The organism is Sphingomonas sp. CCH21-G11, assembly GCF_001555965.1.
In the GTDB taxonomy this organism is placed as follows: Bacteria; Pseudomonadota; Alphaproteobacteria; order Sphingomonadales; family Sphingomonadaceae; genus Sphingomonas.
This window is the reverse complement of sequence record NZ_LSHX01000029.1, coordinates 54,748-71,798: the sequence shown is the minus strand read 5'-3', so window position 1 is coordinate 71,798 and position 17,051 is coordinate 54,748. Positions and strand designations below refer to the sequence as shown.

At 68.0% G+C, this 17,051-nt stretch carries 16 protein-coding genes and 1 tRNA gene; 9 read left to right on the top strand and 8 right to left on the bottom strand.

The features are described from left to right. Nucleotides 1-80 precede the first annotated feature (80 nt). The gene (locus tag AX676_RS07025) at nt 81-326 is read left to right on the top strand and encodes a TetR-like C-terminal domain-containing protein (RefSeq protein WP_066477784.1); all 246 of its coding nucleotides are present in this window, start codon (nt 81-83) and stop codon (nt 324-326) included. A gap of 126 nt (nt 327-452) precedes the next feature. Continuing rightward, on the top strand, nt 453-2,822 hold the full coding sequence (locus AX676_RS07020; protein WP_066477782.1) for a TonB-dependent receptor: 2,370 nt from the start codon (nt 453-455) through the stop codon (nt 2,820-2,822). 237 nt (nt 2,823-3,059) lie between these two features. On the opposite strand, the gene AX676_RS07015 is transcribed toward AX676_RS07020, so the two are convergent. Further along, nucleotides 3,060-3,134 (bottom strand) — tRNA-Gln (locus AX676_RS07015). A gap of 80 nt (nt 3,135-3,214) precedes the next feature. Beyond that, nucleotides 3,215-4,327 (bottom strand): branched-chain amino acid aminotransferase, encoded by a 1,113-nt coding sequence (locus tag AX676_RS07010; protein ID WP_066477780.1) that lies wholly within the window; start codon nt 4,325-4,327, stop codon nt 3,215-3,217. 85 nt (nt 4,328-4,412) lie between these two features. Here AX676_RS07010 and AX676_RS07005 point away from each other — a divergent pair, with 85 nt between their 5' ends. Next, nucleotides 4,413-4,916, top strand: a complete 504-nt coding sequence (locus tag AX676_RS07005) for a MarR family winged helix-turn-helix transcriptional regulator (protein ID WP_066477779.1) — start codon at nt 4,413-4,415, stop codon at nt 4,914-4,916. Nucleotides 4,917-5,042: 126 nt separating this feature from the next. On the opposite strand, the gene AX676_RS07000 is transcribed toward AX676_RS07005, so the two are convergent. From AX676_RS07000 to AX676_RS06975, 6 genes are all read right to left on the bottom strand, one after another. Next, the gene (locus tag AX676_RS07000) at nt 5,043-5,663 is read right to left on the bottom strand and encodes a hemerythrin domain-containing protein (protein WP_066478008.1); all 621 of its coding nucleotides are present in this window, start codon (nt 5,661-5,663) and stop codon (nt 5,043-5,045) included. Nucleotides 5,664-5,752: 89 nt separating this feature from the next. Further along, on the bottom strand, nt 5,753-6,532 hold the full coding sequence (gene proC, locus AX676_RS06995; RefSeq protein WP_066478004.1) for a pyrroline-5-carboxylate reductase: 780 nt from the start codon (nt 6,530-6,532) through the stop codon (nt 5,753-5,755). A 44-nt stretch (nt 6,533-6,576) separates the two neighbouring features. After that, a complete protein-coding gene (locus tag AX676_RS06990; RefSeq protein WP_066478001.1) occupies nt 6,577-7,077 on the bottom strand; it encodes a YbjN domain-containing protein in 501 nt (166 codons plus the stop codon). A gap of 120 nt (nt 7,078-7,197) precedes the next feature. After that, nucleotides 7,198-7,458 (bottom strand): accessory factor UbiK family protein, encoded by a 261-nt coding sequence (locus AX676_RS06985; RefSeq protein WP_066477777.1) that lies wholly within the window; start codon nt 7,456-7,458, stop codon nt 7,198-7,200. A gap of 19 nt (nt 7,459-7,477) precedes the next feature. After that, nucleotides 7,478-8,032 (bottom strand): TspO/MBR family protein, encoded by a 555-nt coding sequence (locus tag AX676_RS06980; RefSeq protein ID WP_066477775.1) that lies wholly within the window; start codon nt 8,030-8,032, stop codon nt 7,478-7,480. Nucleotides 8,033-8,128: 96 nt separating this feature from the next. Beyond that, entirely contained in the window at nt 8,129-8,899 is a 771-nt protein-coding gene (locus AX676_RS06975) for a TlyA family RNA methyltransferase (protein ID WP_066477767.1), read from the bottom strand. A 127-nt stretch (nt 8,900-9,026) separates the two neighbouring features. Here AX676_RS06975 and AX676_RS06970 point away from each other — a divergent pair, with 127 nt between their 5' ends. The 6 genes from AX676_RS06970 to AX676_RS06945 all read left to right on the top strand — a co-directional run bounded on the left by AX676_RS06970 (nt 9,027) and on the right by AX676_RS06945 (nt 17,051). After that, on the top strand, nt 9,027-9,965 hold the full coding sequence (locus tag AX676_RS06970) for an ATP-grasp domain-containing protein (RefSeq protein ID WP_066477998.1): 939 nt from the start codon (nt 9,027-9,029) through the stop codon (nt 9,963-9,965). Further along, nucleotides 9,965-10,996, top strand: a complete 1,032-nt coding sequence (locus tag AX676_RS06965; protein WP_066477764.1) for an LLM class flavin-dependent oxidoreductase — start codon at nt 9,965-9,967, stop codon at nt 10,994-10,996. Before AX676_RS06970 ends, AX676_RS06965 begins: the two co-directional genes overlap by 1 nt. 3 nt (nt 10,997-10,999) lie before the next feature. Then, on the top strand, nt 11,000-12,211 hold the full coding sequence (locus AX676_RS06960) for a dicarboxylate/amino acid:cation symporter (RefSeq protein ID WP_066477762.1): 1,212 nt from the start codon (nt 11,000-11,002) through the stop codon (nt 12,209-12,211). A 210-nt stretch (nt 12,212-12,421) separates the two neighbouring features. Continuing rightward, nucleotides 12,422-12,733, top strand: coding sequence for a response regulator transcription factor (locus AX676_RS06955; protein WP_066477759.1), 312 nt, complete (start codon nt 12,422-12,424; stop codon nt 12,731-12,733). Nucleotides 12,734-12,744: 11 nt separating this feature from the next. Then, nucleotides 12,745-16,674 carry a PAS domain S-box protein gene (locus AX676_RS06950; RefSeq protein ID WP_066477756.1) on the top strand — a complete coding sequence of 1,310 codons (3,930 nt, stop codon included), beginning with the start codon at nt 12,745-12,747 and terminating at the stop codon, nt 16,672-16,674. Beyond that, a complete protein-coding gene (locus AX676_RS06945; protein ID WP_197417022.1) occupies nt 16,674-17,051 on the top strand; it encodes a response regulator in 378 nt (125 codons plus the stop codon). Before AX676_RS06950 ends, AX676_RS06945 begins: the two co-directional genes overlap by 1 nt.

The following is a 17,051-nucleotide window of genomic DNA, read 5'->3' as shown; positions in this document are numbered from 1 at the left end:
TCCTCGCCGCCGCCGCGGCCGCTGACGGCTGTTTCCACCGCAGATAGTGGCCGCACGCGTCGATCATCGTCAATCGGGGATTGGCGTCCGCGTCGGGGGCGCTCGACATTCGTCGCCCGCCGGCCCTGTGCTCAGCTCGACGATCTCGCGGCCGCGCTGCCCGGTCTCGACCCGGGCGGCGGCCAGCGCGCGTCCGCGACCTGTGGCTGATCGTCCACGGTGCCGTCACGCTGTCGATCACCGGCCAGCTGCCGATGCCCAGTGACGCCGCGATCATCGATGCGATGCTGCGCACCGGCGTCGCACGGCTCGTCGGCCTCGACTGAACCCGCGGCCCGCGCGCCGACCCGGGATGCCGCAAAGCGGAAGCTTTGGCTCGACAATTTCTCCTTCTTTGTAATTCCTATCGAATCGATCGAGTTTCGGGCGACCGACAGGGAGGAGTTCGCGTCATGCACACGCCGTCGCGCCAATTGTTGCTGCTCTTGCCGCTGCTCGCCGCAGCACCCGCCCACGCCCAAACGACGCCGGATGACGAACAACCAGAGGCCGAGCGCGAGACCATCCTGGTCACCGCGCGCCGCCGCGAGGAGGCGCTTCAGGACGTGCCCGTGCCGATCAGCGTGTTCAGCGAACGCCAGCTGACCTCGACCGGCACCTATAACATCAGCCGCATCGCGCAGATTCAGCCGGTCATCCAGTATTACGCCTCCAACCCGCGCAATTCCGCGATCAACATCCGCGGGCTCGGTGCGCCGCTGGGCCTCACCAATGACGGGATCGAACAGGGCGTCGGGCTCTATATCGACCAGGTTTACTATGCGCGACCGGCGGCGTCCGCGCTCGACTTCATCGATACCGAACAGGTCGAGGTGCTGCGCGGGCCCCAGGGGACGCTCTATGGCAAGAACACGACCGCCGGCGCGATCAACATCCGCACCCGTGCCCCCAGCTTCTCGCCCGAGGCACGTGTCGAGCTGAGCGGGGGAAATTACGACTTCTTCCAGGGCAAGGCATCGGTGTCGGGGCCGTTCAGCGAGACGCTGGCGGCGCGCCTGGCGATCGTCGGTACCACCCGGCGCGGCACGGTGCGCAACGTGCGTACCGACGAATGGACCAATTCGCTCGACAATCTCGGCCTGCGCGGCACCCTGCTTTATACCGGCGTCGAGGGGCTGGAGCTGACCTTCGCGGCCGACTGGAGCCGCCAGCGGCCGGACGGCTACACCCAGGTGCCGGCGCGGGTCTTTCCGACGTTGCGTGCCGCCAATCGCCAGTTTGCCGCGCTGACGGCGGCGCTCGGCTACGCGCTGCCGACCGATGATCCCTTTGCCCGCATCACCGATGTCGACGCCGATCTGCGCGCGCAGCAGGATCTGGGCGGTGCGTCGCTGGTCGCCGAATGGCAGTTGGGCGACAGCACGCTGACATCGGTCACGGCTTGGCGGTTCTGGACGTGGCGTCCGTCGAACGACCGTGATTTCATCGGCCTGCCCATCACGACCCGGTCCGAAAACCCTTCCGACCAGCGCCAGCTGACACAGGAATTCCGCTTCGCCACGTCGGGCGACAATCGTGTCGATTTCGTCGCGGGACTGTTCGGGTTCCGCCAGACGATCGACACCCGCGGCCTCCAGTCCCAGGGCGCGGCGGCCAATCTGTTCAGCAACGGGCCGACGGCCGGGGCCAACCCCGCGGTGCTCGACGGGCTGACCCAGCGCAACGACATCCGTTTTGAGAACAACAGCGTCGCTGCCTATGGCCAGCTCACCTGGAACCTGACCGATCGGCTTCGCCTCCAGCCGGGCCTGCGCCTCAACTATGATACCAAGGATTCGACCTATGACGCGACGGTGACGGGAGGCATCGCCAATCCGACACCGGCGCAGCTGGCCCAGCAACGCGCGGCGCTGCCCGCCCAGTCCTACGCCGGGCGTTATCGCGACTTCAATGTTTCCGGTGACATCAACCTGTCGTGGCGTCCGGTCGACGATGTGCAACTCTACGCGATCTATGCGCGCGGCTTCAAATCGGGCGGGCTCAACCTGAACGGCCTGCCGTTCCGGGCCGACGGGGTGACGGTCGCCACCGAACTGGTCGAGGTCCGGCCCGAGCAGCTCGACCATTTCGAGATCGGTGCCAAGACGCAGTTCTGGGACCGGCGCGTGACCCTGAACCTCACCGCGTTCCGGACCGATATCGACGACTATCAGACGACCGTCACCAACGGCGCCATCGGGGTAGTGCGCGGTTATCTCGCCAATGCCGATGTCCGCATCCAGGGGTTCGAGGGCGAGCTGAGCCTGCGCCCCAGCGACCGGATCGCCACCTATTTCAACGTCGCCTTCAACGATGGCGAGTTCCGCGATTTTCCCGATGCCCCGCCGCCGCCCGAGTGCACCGGGATCACCGCGGCGACCCCCAATGTCCCGGCCAATTGCCAGGGCACGCTGGGCGGGTTCAAGGACATCTCCGGCGAACGCTTTCCCGGCATTTCCAGATGGGCGCTCGCGTGGGGCGGCGAAGTCAATTTTCCGCTGGGCAGGGGCGAGATTTATGCTGGCGCCGATGCGAGCTATCGCTCGGCCTTCTCGTCGAACGCCACGCCATCCCCGTTCTTCGTGGTCGATGGCTATGGCATCGCCAATTTCCGCGTCGGCTATCGTCAAGCCAGCGGGCTGAATGCCTGGGTCTGGGCGCGAAACGCCTTCGACACCGAATATTTCGAGTTTCTGTCGAACCAGCCCGGCAACAACGGCCTGGCTGTCGGCCAGCTGGGCGATCCGGCGACGTTCGGCGTGACCTTGGCCAACCGCTTCTAGCCGGCTCGGCGACGGCTGGATGCGTCACACGGTGATGGCGGCGTCGGCGTAGCTTGCGCCGCGAGGCTAGCTGTTCAAGTGCACCGGATTGTCGGTCGTCATGCCTGCGCGTGGTAGGATCGTGCGCAGATGGTTCCAGACGCGCCAGTTGCGCTTCAAGCGTGGGCGTCGCGGTGAAATCGGGCACCGCCGCGATCGGCGGCAAGCGCATGCCTTCGCGGCGCGTTCGGTAAGATCTGGCTGGGGCGGCAGGATTCGAACCTGCGAATGCCGGTACCAAAAACCGGTGCCTTACCGCTTGGCGACGCCCCAGCAGGAACCGCCGGTGCGTCCGGCGGGCCGTCCCTCTATCGCGGGGCGGGGGCTTCGTCAAAGCCCGGATCGTGCGTGCCTCAGATCACGCGCTCGACCCAGCCGTGCGGATCGGGGGCGATGCCGCGCTGGATCGCGACCAGGCGCTCGCGCAGCGTACCCGTCACCGTGCCTGGGCCGGCATTGCCGATCGTGAAGTCGATCTTCTCGCCGCGCACCCGCCCGATCGGCGTGACGACCGCCGCGGTGCCGCAGGCGAAAGCCTCGCGCAAATGCCCGCTGCGTGCATCCGCCTCCCACTGGTCGATCGCGTATGGCGCTTCCTCGACCCGCATGCCCGCGTCGCGCGCGAGCATCATCAGCGAGCTGCGCGTGATGCCGGGCAGGATCGTGCCGCCCAGCGGCGGCGTGCGCAGCGTGCCGTCGTCGAAGACGAAGAAAAGGTTCATGCCGCCCAATTCCTCGACATAGCGGCGCTCGACCGCATCGAGGAAGACGACCTGGTCGCAGCCCTGCCGCGTCGCCTCCGCTTGCGCGATCAGGCTAGCGGCATAGTTGCCGCCGCATTTGGCCGCCCCGGTGCCGCCGGGGGCCGCACGCGTATATTGCTGCGACGTCCAGATTGTGATCGACGGCGAATCGCCCCGGAAATAGGGCCCGACCGGCGACGCAATGACGATGAACAGATATTCCGACGCCGGCTTGACGCCCAGAAACACCTCGCTCGCGAACATGAATGGGCGCAGATAGAGCGAGCCGCCCTCGATCGCGGGGATCCATTCATGGTCGATGCGCACCATCTCGCGCACCGCATCCAGAAAGATCGCCTCGGGCATCGGCGGCATCGCCAGCCGCTCGGCAGACTCGCGGAACCGGCGGGCATTGGCGTCGGGCCGGAACAGCGCCGCCCCGCCGTCGGGCAGGCGATAGGCCTTCAGCCCCTCGAAAATCTCCTGCGCATAATGCAGCACCGATGACGCCGGGTCCATCGGGATCGGCCCGCGCGCCTGGACGCGCGCGTCGTGCCAGCCCTGGCCTTCGCTATAGCGCACGACGACCATGTGATCGCTGAACGCGCGGCCGAACACGGGCGCGGCGAGCAGTGCGGCGCGTTCATCGGCGGATCGCGGCGCGGGGTGGGGATCATGCTGGAAAACCAGCGATGGCGCGGCGTGCGTGGCAGTGGCGAGCATGGCGTTCCCTGTCGTCACCCGCACGGGACCGATCACCGTCGGGCTGGGTTGCGCCCGGTGTAGCGCGGTGTAGAACCCGGTCAACATGGCTGGCCAAAATACCCCGGAAAGCTATCGCGCCGCGTCCCCCCTGTTCCTGCGCGAGGCCGAGGTCCGGCGCGGCGTCGAATTGCTCTATTTCGGCTACAGCCATCTCTATCGGGCGATCGATGCCGGGCTGGCCGATCGCGGCCTTGGCCGCGCGCACCATCGCGCGCTTTATTTCATCGCGCGCAAGCCCGACCTGACCGTCAGCGAGTTGCTGGCGCTGCTGGCGATCACCAAGCAGTCGCTGGGCCGCGTGCTCAACGACCTGTCCGAACGCGCGCTCGTCGAAAGCCGGCCCGGCGTGACCGATCGTCGCCAGCGGCTGATGCGGCTGACCGCGACGGGGGCGGCGCTGGAGGCGGAATTGTTCGATCAGCTGCGCGAGCGGCTGTCGGCGGCCTATTCGCGGGCGGGGCAGGGGGCGGTCGGCGGCTTCTGGGCCGTGCTCGACAGCTTGATACCGGCGGAGGAGCGCGCCCGGATCGAGGCGCTCCAGGGCTGACGATCACCACAGCGGGGCCGCGGTTTCGATCACGTCATCGAACGCGCCGGCGGGGTCAGCGCGAAGTCGGGAGACCGCGCGGCCCGTCCGGGCGGCGGACTCCCGACCCTGCAAGGACGCCGGAGCTCAAGCGACCTTGAAGCCCTCCTTGTTCATCGCCGCCTTGAGCGCCTTGTTCTTTTCCTCGGACAGCTGCGCGCGCAGCGCCGGGAACAGCTCGGTTTCCTCTTCGGTCATGTGCCGTTCGATATCGGCGCGGAAACGGCGGACGATCGCCAGCCACTCTGTCGCGTTCTTCGGCGTCTGGTCGAGCTGATAAAGATAGTGTTTGACGTCGCCATGCTCCTTGTTGAGCGCATCGGCCTCGTCACGGCGACCCGCGTCGCGCAGCGCGGGATAGATGACGTTCTCTTCCTCGATCGCATGCTTGGTCAGCGCGTGCTTGAGCTGCGTCAGCAACATCGTCCGCCGGCCCGTCGCATTCTCCGCTGTCGCCTCGATCGCGTCGAAGATTTTCAGGACCGCCTTGTGCTCGGCGGCCAGCGCCTCTGCCCAGTCGCCGGCAAGGGCGGTGGGGGCCTGTACCGCCGCCTTGCGGCCGAGCATCGCCAGCACGCCCAGCGCCGCGCCGGCCCCGACCGCACCCGCGAGCACGCCGAAGTTGCGATTGCTTGACGCGGGGCTCACCGCATCGTCGTTGTTGCTGACAAAACGTCCCTGGGGATCGCGTTCGATCGTCGTCGCCATCATCGCCTCCATGATCTCAAACCTGACCGACTAACCCCGCATCGTCGTGCGAAGTTCCATCGCACCGTTCTGCCGGGCGAAGGGCAGGCTCAGGCGCGCGCGCCGGCAGCGAGTTCGGCGTTGCGGCGCTCGGCCGCCGCCAGCGTCTCGACGAGCAGGCGGCGCAGCGCATCGTCGCGGTCGAGGATGTTCAGCCCCTCGCGCGTCGACCCGCCCGGGCTCGCCACCCGGTCGGCGAGCGTCGCGGGGGTGTCGGGCGATGCCTGGGCAAGCGCGGCCGAACCCGCCACGGTCGCACGCGCCAGCCGCAATGCCTGGTCGGCGTCCAGCCCCAGGGCCGCGCCGGCCTGCGCCAGGGCGTCGATGAAGCGATAGGTGAAGCCGGGGCCGCTGCCCGACAGCGCGGTCACCGCGTCGAACAGTGTTTCGTCCGCGATCCACTCGGCCAGCCCAAGCGGAGTCATCAGCGCGGTCGCGGTCGCGCGGATGGCATCGGTGGCAGTCGCGCTGTACAGCCCGACCACGCCCTGTCCGATCGCGACGGGCAGGTTGGGCATCGCGCGCACGACATGCGCGGCGTGGCTGACTCCGGTCAGCGTTGCGGCATCGACGCCCGCGAGGATGGAGATCAACAGGTGTGGTGCCAGCCGGTCGAGCCCGCCATCGCGCGCGGCCGTCAACTGCTGTGGCTTGACCGCGAGCAGGACGGCGTCCGCAGCAGGGGCGTCGGCGATCGCCGCGGCAAGCCGCACGCCTTCGGGCAGTTGCGGGCTGCCGGGATCGACCACCCACACTTTGGCCGGATCGATCGTGCCGGCCGCGATCCAGCGCGCCAGCATCGCACCGCCCATATTGCCGCACCCGATCATCAGCAGCCGGTTCGGCCCGGCGGCGGGCAGCGGTTGATAGGGCCTCACGCCTCGCCCTGGGTCTCGATCATCGATGCGGCGATGGCTTCCTTGGGCGACTTGCCGCCCCACAGCACGAACTGGAACACGGGATAGAAGCGTTCGCATTCGTCGATCGCGCTTTCCACCAGCAATTCGGCCTGGGCCAGCGTCATCACGCCGCCGTCGCCCGCATCGATCATCGCGGCGTGCCGGAACAGCAGGATGCCGCTCGACGACCACAGCTCGAAATGGCCGATCCACAGCTGTTCGTTGACCAGCCCGATCGCCTCGTACAGCGCCGCGCGGCGCTCGTCGGACACGCGGATGTCGGGAAAGGCCAGGAACTGCAGGACGCCGTCCTCCTCGCGCCAGATCGCGCGCAGCTCGAACTCGGTCCAGCTGCCCTTGACCTTGGCGACGATCTCCTCGTCCTCGCGCTCATAGCTCCAGCCATGCGCGCCGAAATAGTTTTCGAGCATGTCGATCGGCGCGGCGTCGCGTTCATACTCCGCTTCGTCAAGCATCCGTTTCATCTCCCGCGCCGCGTCCCGGCGCGCGCATGGTTGCCAACCGGCAAAGCGTGGAACAAGCAGCGGCAGCCGCGCCGGTGCAAAAATCTGTGGACAACCTGTGGGTGCCGGGGGTCAGGGCTTGGCCTTGCCCGCCGGCTTCGCTTCCAGCGCGTCGAGACGGGCCTTCAACGCGTCGACCTCGTCACGCGCGGCGGCGGCCATCGCCTTGACCGCCTCGAACTCGTCACGGCTGACGAAGTCGAGCCCGCCGATCCATTCGCGGGCGCGTTCGCGTGCGGCGCTTTCGCCTTCGCGCGCCATGCCGGCGACCGTGCCGGCGGCACCGTTCACGAACTTGACGAAGTCGTCGAACAGGCGGTTCTCGGATTGCATGCGGGGTTCCTTTTCGCTCTCAGAGCTCGATTTGGGTGGCGGGGGCGGCGGGGACAAGGGCGCCGCCGTCCGGATTGAGCTGCCAGATCTGGAACTGGATCACCGCAGCATAGCTGACCCAGACCATATAGGGGAGGAGCAGCCAAGCCGCGGCGCTGCGGATGCGGCCGAACGCCAGCGCGGTCGCGATCACCAGCAACAGGATGACGATGAGCAGGACGAGCGCGCCGAAAATCTGGTGAAGGCCGAAAAAAACCGTCGTCCAGGCCATGTTGGCGATCATCTGGACGACGAACAGCGCAATCGCCGCACCCCGGCCACGTGCGCCGCGCGCATGCAGGATCATCGCCAGCGCCAGCCCGCTGCAGACGTAGATGGTCGTCCATGCGATCGGAAAGGCATAGTCGGGGGGCGTGCCCGCGGGTTTTGCCAGTGCCGCATACCAGGCGCTTTCCGATCCGGCCGGCACCAGCCGTCCCGCGATCAGGCCGAGCAGGAGCACCAGCGGTACGGTGACCATCGCCCAGCGCAGGAACGACATCCGCAGCTGACCCTTGGACGCAATTTCACTCATTCGCCGCCCTTCACCCGTTCCTTTGTTCAGATGTACCGCAACGCAACAGGGACGCGCCGGGTTGTGGCGATGTTGGGCGTGAACGCAAGAGGGTTGTCAGCCCTTCGCGTCCCGATTGGGGTCCGCGATTGCTGCGGGCAGGCTTGCGGCGATCAGAAATTCGACATTGCCCTCCGGCCCGGTGATCGGGCTCGTCGTCAGCCCCGCGACCGTCCAGCCCGCCGCCGTCAGCCACGCGTCGACCGCGTCGCACACGCGCGCATGGACGGCGGGGTCGCGCACCACGCCGCCCTTGCCGACCTCATCGCGCCCCGCCTCGAACTGCGGCTTGATCAGCGCGACCAGCCGCCCGCCGGGCCGCACGAAGCCGATCGGCACCGCCAGCACCTTTTCGAGCGCGATGAAGCTGGCGTCGCACACCACCAGGTCGACCGGCTCGGGGATGTGGGCGGGGGTGAGGATGCGGGCGCTCGTCTGTTCGTGCACGACGACGCGCGGGTCCTGGCGCAGTTTCCACGCCAGCTGGTTGGTGCCCGAATCGACCGCATAGACGCGCGCCGCGCCGCGGCTCAGCAGCACGTCGGTGAAGCCGCCCGTCGACGACCCGACATCGATCGCGACCGTACCCGCCACGTCCCAGCCGAAATGGTCGAGCGCATGGGCGAGCTTGATGCCGCCGCGCGAGACCCAGGGATGGTCGCGCCCCCGGACGCTCAGCGCCGCGTCCCCGGCCAGCTGCTGGCCCGGCTTGTCGACCTTGCGATCGCCCGCGAAGACGAGGCCCGCCATCACCAGCGCCTGCGCGCGCGTGCGGCTTTCCGCCAGTCCGCGCTCCACCAGCAGTTGATCGACGCGCAGCTTCGCCATCCCCTGCCCATGCCGTCGCCGCGCCCCGGCCGCAACCGCCGATCGTTCCGGCCCAAGCTTTGCTTGGCGGGCGACAAGCGCGTCGCGCTTTCCAACCCGGGCCGGGCGCGGCATGACGCGTGCCATCATGACCGCTGACCTCGCCATCCTCTACGAACATCCCCAATGGTTCGTCCCGCTGTTCGCCGCGCTCGACCGGCGCGGCATCGCCTATCGCGCGCTGAAGCCGGGTACCGCGTTCGACCCCGCCGATCCTGCGCCGCCGGCGCCGCTGGTGCTCAGCCGGCTGGCGATGTCGGCGTTCCTGCGGGAGGCCGAGCATCCGATCTTCTGGGCGCAGTCGCTGCTCGCCCAGTGGGAGCTCGCCGGCGCACGCGTGTTGAACGGTACGGCCGCGCTCGCGGTCGACACGTCGAAGGCGCGTCAGCTGGCGCTGATCGCATCGCTCGGGCTGGCGATTCCTGCGACGCGCGTCGTCCACCGCGCCGCCGACGTGCCGGCCGCCGCCGAAGCGATCGGGTTGCCGCTGGTGGTCAAGGCGAATATCGGCGGGGCAGGGGCGGGAATCGCCCGTTTCGACAGCCTGGACGAAGTACGCGCCGCAGTCGCCGACGCAACGCTGCCGACCAGCATCGACGGCGTGCTTCTCGTCCAGGATTACGTGCCCGCGCGCGGCGGCACGATCACGCGGATCGAGACGCTCGACCGCGCCTATCTCTATGCGATCGAGGTCGCGGGCGGCGGCGCGTTCGACCTGTGCCCGGCCGATGCGTGCCAGGTGCCGGGCAGCGCGATCACCATGGTCGCGGTCGAGCCCGACCGCGCTTTGCGCGATGCCGCCGAGGCGATCGCGCGCGCCGCATCGCTCGATCTGGGCGGGGTCGAGGTGATGATCGACGATCGCGACGGATGCCCGCGCTTCTACGATGTCAACGCATTGTCGAATTTCGTCGCGAAGCCGCAAGACGTGCTGGGCTGGGACCCGCACGACCGGCTGGTCGACCGCATCGCGCGGTGGCTGGACGAAACGCGCATGCGCGCGTCGGGGATCGAGGAGGTGCGCTGATGCGCTATGGATTTTGGATGCCGGTGTTCGGCGGGTGGCTGCGCAATATCGCCGACGAGGGGATGGAGGCGAGCTGGGACTATACCCGCCGGCTGACGCAGGATGCGGAACGCTGGGGCTATGACCTGACGCTGATCGCCGAGCTGAACATGAACGATATCAAGGGGCCGGGCGCGCCGACGCTCGATGCCTGGTCGACCGCGGCGGCGCTGGCGGCGGTGACCGAGCGGCTCGAGCTGATGGTCGCGGTGCGCCCCAATTTCCACCAGCCGGCATTGTTCGCAAAGGCAGCGGCCAACATCGACCAGATCGCCGGAGGCCGGCTGGCGCTCAATGTCGTGTCGTCCTGGTGGGCGGACGAGGCCAAACGCTACGGCCTGCAATTCGACCAGCACGACGATCGCTATGCGCGCACCAGCGAATGGCTGAAGGTGGTCGAGGGGCTGTGGCGCGAGGAGGAGTTCAGCTTCGCCGGCCAATTCTACACCACCGAAAACGCGGTGTGCGCGCCCAAGCCGGTGCGCAAGCCCGTCACCTATGCCGGCGGCGAAAGCCCCGCGGCCAAGGCGCTGATCGCCGCGCAATGCGACGCCTATGTAATGCATGGCGATCCCGTCGAGGCGGTCGCGCCCAAGATCGCCGACATGGCCGCCCGGCGCGAGGCGCTGGGCAAGCCGCCGATGCAATATGGCATGGCTGCCTATGCCATCGTCCGCGACAGCGAGGCGGAGGCGAAGCGCGAGCTGGAGCGGATCACCACGGTCAGCGACCTGCCCGCGGGCTATGACAATTTCGACCAGTGGCTGTCGGGCACCCAGCTCGAGCGCGAAATGAAGATTCAGGAATATTCGGTGTCGAATCGCGGCCTGCGCCCCAATCTGGTCGGCACGCCCGAGCAGCTGAAGGAGCGCATCGCCGAATATGAGGCAGCCGGGCTCGACCTGCTGCTCCTCCAGATGAGCCCGCAGGCGGAGGAGATGGAGCGGTTCGCGGCCCAGGTGATGGGCACGCATGCCGCCGCCTATGCCTGACGCATGACCGGCCCGACCCTGCGCATCCTGGCCGGCGTTCTCGCCGGGCTCGTGCTCGGCATCCTGGCCGGGCCGGCGAGCCGATTCATCCCCGCCGCCCAGCTCGTCGGGGGTATCTGGCTGGATGCGCTGCGCATGACGGTCGTCCCGCTGGTCTTCGGCCTGATCGTGACCGGCATCGGCCAGACGCTGCGCCAGGGCGGCGCCGCGATCACCCGGCGCGCGCTGCTCAGCTTCGTCGCGCTGCTGGCGGTATCGGCGGCGGTCGGGCTGGTGATGGGCGAACTGCTGTTCAGCGGCTGGCGGCTCGCCGCCCCGCTCGGCCCGCCCGCTCAGGCGATGCCCGCCTTGCCCGCCACCGCCGACACGCTGCGCGCGATGATTCCCGCCAACCCGATCGGCGCGGCGGCGCAGGGCGCGATCGTGCCCGTGGTGATCTTTGCCCTGTTCTTCGCCTTTGCACTCGGACGGATCGATGCGGCGCGCGCCCGGGCGATCGGCGATGTGCTGGCGGGCGTGGTCGACGCGATGCTGGTGATCGTGCGCTGGGTGCTGTTCCTGGCACCGCTCGGCGTATTCGCGCTCGCCTTCGTCGTCGCCGCGCGCACCGGGTTCGGCCTGGGTGCCGCGCTCGGCTGGTATGTGCTGGTTCAGATCGTCACGACGCTCGCGCTGATGCTGATCGTCTATGCCGCCGTGGCGCTGGCGCGGCGCGGGTCGCTGGCCGGCTTTGCGCGCGCCGTCGCCCCGGCCCAGGCGGTTGCCTTCACCACGCAATCCTCCCTTGCCGCGTTGCCCGCGATGCTGGCGGGCGCGCGCACGCTCGGGCTGGCGCCGGCGCAGTCGGGCATGGTGCTGCCGATGGCGGTCGCGCTGTTCCGCATCGCCGCGCCCGCATCGATCGTCGTCGTCGCGCTCGCGCTCGCGCATCTGAACGGCGTGACGCTGGGCTGGGCGCAGCTGGCGGTGATCGGCGCGCTGGCGGTGGTCAATACGCTGACGATCGCGGGCCTGCCCAATCAGATCACCTTCTTCGCCGCCTATGCCCCGCCGGCCATTGCCGCAGGCGTGCCGATCGAGCTGCTGCCGCTGATGCTCGCGGTCGATGCCATTCCCGACATGGCCTATACGGTGAGCAACGTGACCGCCGACCTCGGCCTGACCAGCCTGCTCAGCGACCGCGAGTCCACCGACCGAGCGACGCCGAACGCGTGAAGATCGAACGGGTTACGTGCATCGGTGCGCGACGCGGCTGACCGCCCTCGACAGCCGGCCCGCCAAGCGTCGCGGAACTGAAGCTGCTGCCTTGGCCGGGCGTGCTAACTACCGAAATCGCCGCATGAATCGGTGCTTTTGCCGGCTGGTTTGACCAAAAATTAACGATGTTCGCTCATCTTTTGCCTTCGCGCGCAGAGAGATTGAAGGATGGCGTACATCATCGTGGCCGACGACGATCCCTTGTTGGAGGATCTGGTCAGCTTCAAACTCGAAGCCGCCGGTCACCATGTGCTGACGGTTGCTGACGGCCAGGCTGCAATCGATGCTCTCGCGGACGAACCGCTCGACATGCTCGTCCTGGACGCGATGATGCCGGTCCTTTCCGGGCGTCAGGTCCTTCAGCGGATCAGGGCGGAAGCGGACGGGCTTGCCGTCTGGCCGCGCGACGATCATGTCCCCGAGTGTGCGGCGGGCGGAGGCGATGTGACCTTCGATCCGGCCGGGCCGGGCCATCGTTGAAAGAACGCGTCATGATGCAAGCCGACACGCACAACCCGGAGGCGCGGCGGCATTTGTCGCGCGTCGCTTATGTCACGGGCGTCACCCTGCTGTTCGGCGTGCTGGCCTATCTCGGTGTCGCGCTGACCCGCGATTCCAGCCGCATCGCCGCCGTCTGGCTGCCCAACGCGGTGCTGGTCGCACTGTTGCTTCGTCGCGATCGGCCCGATCTGCTGCTGAATACAACGGCATTCGCCGCCAATGTGCTTGCGAACCTGCTCGCGGGCGACATGCTGTCGCGGGCGATCGGGCTGAGCGCGGTCAACACGATCGAGATCATGTCGGTCACCATCCTGATGCGCCACGCCGGCCGTGCGCGTCCGGACATGAGCAAATTCTCGGACCTCATGGCCTTCACGCTCTTCGGCGGCCTGGTCGCGCCGGCCTTTGCCGGCTTCGTCGCCGCGATGGTGCTGGGGCAGGGCGTGCTGGCCTATGAATTCTGGATCACCTGGGCGCTGACCGACGCGCTGGGGCTGCTGCTGCTCGCGCCGTCGATCTGGGTCGCGATCGACGCCTGGAACGACCGTGCGCCGGTTTCGCGCGAACGGCTGGTCGAATGGTTCCTGGTCATGTCGGGCGGCTTCCTCGTCGTCGTCGGGGTCTTCGCCCAGTCGCGTTTTCCGCTGCTCTACGTCGCCACGCCGGTCGTATTGTTGGCCGCCTTCCGCCTGGGCGGGCTGGGGGCCGCGGCCGCGACGCTGATGGTGGCGGTGATCGCGAGCATTGCGACATGGTCGGGATCCGGCCCCATCACGCTCGTCAAGGGGGACATGGCCGCGCGGCTGCACACGCTTCAGGGCTTCCTGGTCGTCAACTTCGGCATGAGCCTGCCCGTCGCCGTTGCGCTGGCGGGCCGCGCCGCGATCGCCCGCGCGCTTACCCAGAGCGAGGAACTCAACCGCTCCATGCTCGACAATATGCGCGAAGTCATCTTCAAGACCGACGCGCAGGGCCGGTGGATTTTCCTCAACCCGGCGTGGGAGGCGCTGACCGGCTATACCGTCGCCGAAAGCCTGGGCTGGCGGACCACCCGACTGCTGCACCCCGACGATCGGGCGATGACCGCCACGGTCTATCCCGACTTCGCATCGGGCAAGCTGTCCGAAGCGACGTTCCGCCAACGCTTCTTTCGCCGATCCGGCGAGCTCGCGCATATCGAGGTCAGCATCCGCCGGCTTGCCGATGCGCAGGGCAACTTCATCGGCACGACGGGCAATATCCGCAACGTGACCGAGGCCGTCCTGCAGGAACGCGCGCTCGCCGACAGCGAGGCGCGTTTCAGGATGCTGGCCGAATCCGCGCCGGTCGGCATATTCCGTGCAAACAGCGCCGGGGCGCTGACCTATATCAACCCGTCCTGGGCGGCGAAGCTCGGCAAGTCGGTCGAAGCGATGCTGGGCAACGGCTGGATGGAGGCGGTTGCCGACCTGCGGCCGCTGCGCGAAGACCCGCCTTTCCGCAATTTCAAGCCGGGGATGATGCGTCGCCGGATGATCGAATTCAGGGCCGCCGACGGGACCAGCCTCTGGATGGAAACGTACAACGCCGCGCAGTTCGATGAAGACGAGCGGGTCATCGGCTATTTCGGGGCCGCGGTCGACGTGACCGAACAAAAGCGCGCGATCGAGCAGCTTCGTGCGAGCGAGCTGCGCTTCCAGACGCTGGCCAACCTCGCGCCTGCGGGGATTTTCCGGACCGATGCAGCCGGCAGCTGCACCTATGTCAACCAGGCCTGGCTGGGACTGACCGGACTGGGCGACGGCGACTGGCAGGGCGACGGCTGGGCCGCCGCGCTCCACCCAGACGATCGCGATCGAGTCAGTGCGGCCTGGCGCGAGGCGGTCAGCGAACGCACCGTGTTCCGGGAGGAATTCCGCTGGCGCAAGCCCGACGGATCGATCGTCTGGGTCGACACGGTCGGCCGGCCGGAGGTCGACGACAAGGGCGACGTCATCGGGTTCATCGGCGTCAACCTTGACGTGACGAGCCAGAAGGCCGCGCTCGCCGCGCTGGCCGAACGCGACCAGCAACTCACTCTCATCACCGACAACGTCACCGACGCCGTCGTGCGCCTGTCGCTCGACGGGACTTGCCTTTACGCGTCGCCGTCGTCGGCGACCCTGTTCGAGGTTCCCGCTGATGCGCTGGTCGGCGCCAATCTGCTCGCCGATTTCCATCCCGATGAGGACGCGCAGGTCCGCAACGCCTTCGCCGCGCTTGTCGCGGGCGACATGAAGCAGGTGCTCATCGCATTTCGTTCGGCCGCGCCGACCGACCGCACGCGCTATCGCTGGATGGAGGCAAACTGCGCCGCGGTGCAGGACCCCGAAACCGGCCGGCCCGTCGAGATCATTGCATCGATCCGCGACGTGTCGAGGACGAAGGCGATCGAGGCGCAGCTCGTCGCCGCCCGCCGGCAGGCGGAGGACGCCGCCAACGCCAAATCGTCGTTCCTCGCGAATATGAGCCACGAGATCCGCACGCCGATGAACGGCGTGATCGGGTTCACCGAACTGCTCGCCGCAACCCCGCTCGATGACGAGCAGCGCCGCCACGTCAACCTGATCGCCGAATCCGGACGTGCGATGATGCGGCTGCTGAACGACATCCTCGATATCTCGAAGATCGAGGCGGGCCAGATGCAGCTCGCCGACGAGCCGATCGGTATCCGGCACAAGCTGCGCGCGGCGCTTCAGCTGATGGAGCCGATCGCCAGGGCCAAGGGCGTGGCGCTGCGCTGTACCGTTGACGACGCGGTCCCGCGTTTCGTGATCGGGGACCCGCTTCGCGTTCGCCAGGTCGTGCTCAACCTGGTCGGCAACGCGGTCAAGTTCACCGAACACGGGCACGTCCATGTCGACGTGACGGTGGCCCGGGCGCCGTCGGGCGATGAATTGCGGATCGACGTCGCGGATACCGGCATCGGCATTCCGCCCGATCGGGTCGGGACGATTTTCGAAAAGTTCAGCCAGGCCGATGGTTCGATCGTCCGCAAGTTCGGGGGAACGGGCCTCGGTCTGTCGATCAGCACGCAGCTCGTCGCGATGATGGGCGGGCGCATCACCGTGCAGAGCGAGCTGGGCAAGGGCGCCATTTTCTCGGTTTTCCTGCCGCTGCGCGTCGCGCAGGCACCGGCGGCGGCCGACTGGCTGGTCGGCGCGGAGCCGCCGACGGCGTCACCACTCTCGCCCCCCCGCCGGCCGCGCATTCTGGTCGCGGAGGATTACGACATCAACCAGGCGCTTATTCAGGGAATCGCCCGGCAGCTCGCCTTCGATGTCGCGATTGCGGGCGACGGTGCCAGGGCGGTGGCAATGGTCCGCGAGGCGGCGGATGCGGGCCGGCCTTACGACCTCGTGCTGATGGACATCCAGATGCCGGTCATGGACGGGCTGGAAGCCACGCGTCGCTTGCGCGCGGAAGGGTTCGACGCCGGGAGCCTGCCGATCGTGGCGCTGACGGCCAACGCCTATGCCGAGGACGTGGCCGCCTGTCTCGCCGCAGGCATGCAGGCGCACCTCAGCAAGCCGGTTCGCACCCCTGACCTGAAGCAGTTAATTGATCAATATCTGGACGTGAGGTCTTTTTCCGACGTTGCGGCCTCGCCCCCGCTGGTGGAGGCGCAACATGTCAGTCTGGAGCAGCGTTACGTGCAACGACGCGACGAGACGCTGGACATGATCGCATCGCTCGGCCAATCGGGCGCGGGCGGCGACGACGATTATCTTCGGGTGATTGATTTGTTGCACAAGCTTGCGGGCACCGCCGGCATGTTCGGCGAGCCCGCGCTGGGCGACGCGGCGGCGGCGCTGGAGAACGCGCTTCGCGACGCGGGCGACCCGGCGAGCCGCCACCTGATCATCCGCACGGGCCTGGACGACTTGCGCCATGCGGGATGATGCCCGACCGGCTGGCCATATTCGTGGTCGACGACGACCCGGTGTTCGCGGAATCGCCGTGCGCGATGCTGCACGGCATGGGGCACGGAGCGACGATGTTTGAAAATGCCAATGCGGCGCGGGATGGATTGTCCGCCCGCCAGCCCGACATCGTGCTGCTCGATTGCGGGCTGGAAGGGCTTTCCGAACTGACCCTGCGCAACCGGTTGCAGTCGCGCCATCCGCCGATCCCGGTCATCATCGTCTCCGCGCCGCGCTGGGACGCCCATCACCAGATCATGCGGGCTTATGGGGCCGCGGACGTCCTGGAAAAGCCGGTCACCGCGACCGAGCTGGCGGGCGCGATCACGCGCGCGCTGACGGCGGAAAGCAGCTGA

Bases quoted from the DNA above. Each gene is read 5' to 3' on its own strand.
- AX676_RS06960 (WP_066477762.1), top strand. From the start codon at position 11,000: ATGACCGGCCCGACCCTGCGCATCCTGGCCGGCGTTCTCGCCGGGCTC.
- AX676_RS06950 (WP_066477756.1), top strand. From the start codon at position 12,745: ATGATGCAAGCCGACACGCACAACCCGGAGGCGCGGCGGCATTTGTCG.
- AX676_RS06975 (WP_066477767.1), bottom strand. From the start codon at position 8,899: ATGGCGAAGCTGCGCGTCGATCAACTGCTGGTGGAGCGCGGACTGGCG.
- AX676_RS06990 (WP_066478001.1), bottom strand. From the start codon at position 7,077: ATGCTTGACGAAGCGGAGTATGAACGCGACGCCGCGCCGATCGACATG.
- AX676_RS06955 (WP_066477759.1), top strand. From the start codon at position 12,422: ATGGCGTACATCATCGTGGCCGACGACGATCCCTTGTTGGAGGATCTG.
- AX676_RS06980 (WP_066477775.1), bottom strand. From the start codon at position 8,032: ATGAGTGAAATTGCGTCCAAGGGTCAGCTGCGGATGTCGTTCCTGCGC.
- AX676_RS07005 (WP_066477779.1), top strand. From the start codon at position 4,413: ATGGCTGGCCAAAATACCCCGGAAAGCTATCGCGCCGCGTCCCCCCTG.
- AX676_RS06945 (WP_197417022.1), top strand. From the start codon at position 16,674: ATGCCCGACCGGCTGGCCATATTCGTGGTCGACGACGACCCGGTGTTC.
- AX676_RS06965 (WP_066477764.1), top strand. From the start codon at position 9,965: ATGCGCTATGGATTTTGGATGCCGGTGTTCGGCGGGTGGCTGCGCAAT.
- AX676_RS07020 (WP_066477782.1), top strand. From the start codon at position 453: ATGCACACGCCGTCGCGCCAATTGTTGCTGCTCTTGCCGCTGCTCGCC.
- AX676_RS07000 (WP_066478008.1), bottom strand. From the start codon at position 5,663: ATGGCGACGACGATCGAACGCGATCCCCAGGGACGTTTTGTCAGCAAC.
- AX676_RS06985 (WP_066477777.1), bottom strand. From the start codon at position 7,458: ATGCAATCCGAGAACCGCCTGTTCGACGACTTCGTCAAGTTCGTGAAC.
- AX676_RS07010 (WP_066477780.1), bottom strand. From the start codon at position 4,327: ATGCTCGCCACTGCCACGCACGCCGCGCCATCGCTGGTTTTCCAGCAT.
- AX676_RS06970 (WP_066477998.1), top strand. From the start codon at position 9,027: ATGACCGCTGACCTCGCCATCCTCTACGAACATCCCCAATGGTTCGTC.
- proC (WP_066478004.1), bottom strand. From the start codon at position 6,532: ATGATCGGGTGCGGCAATATGGGCGGTGCGATGCTGGCGCGCTGGATC.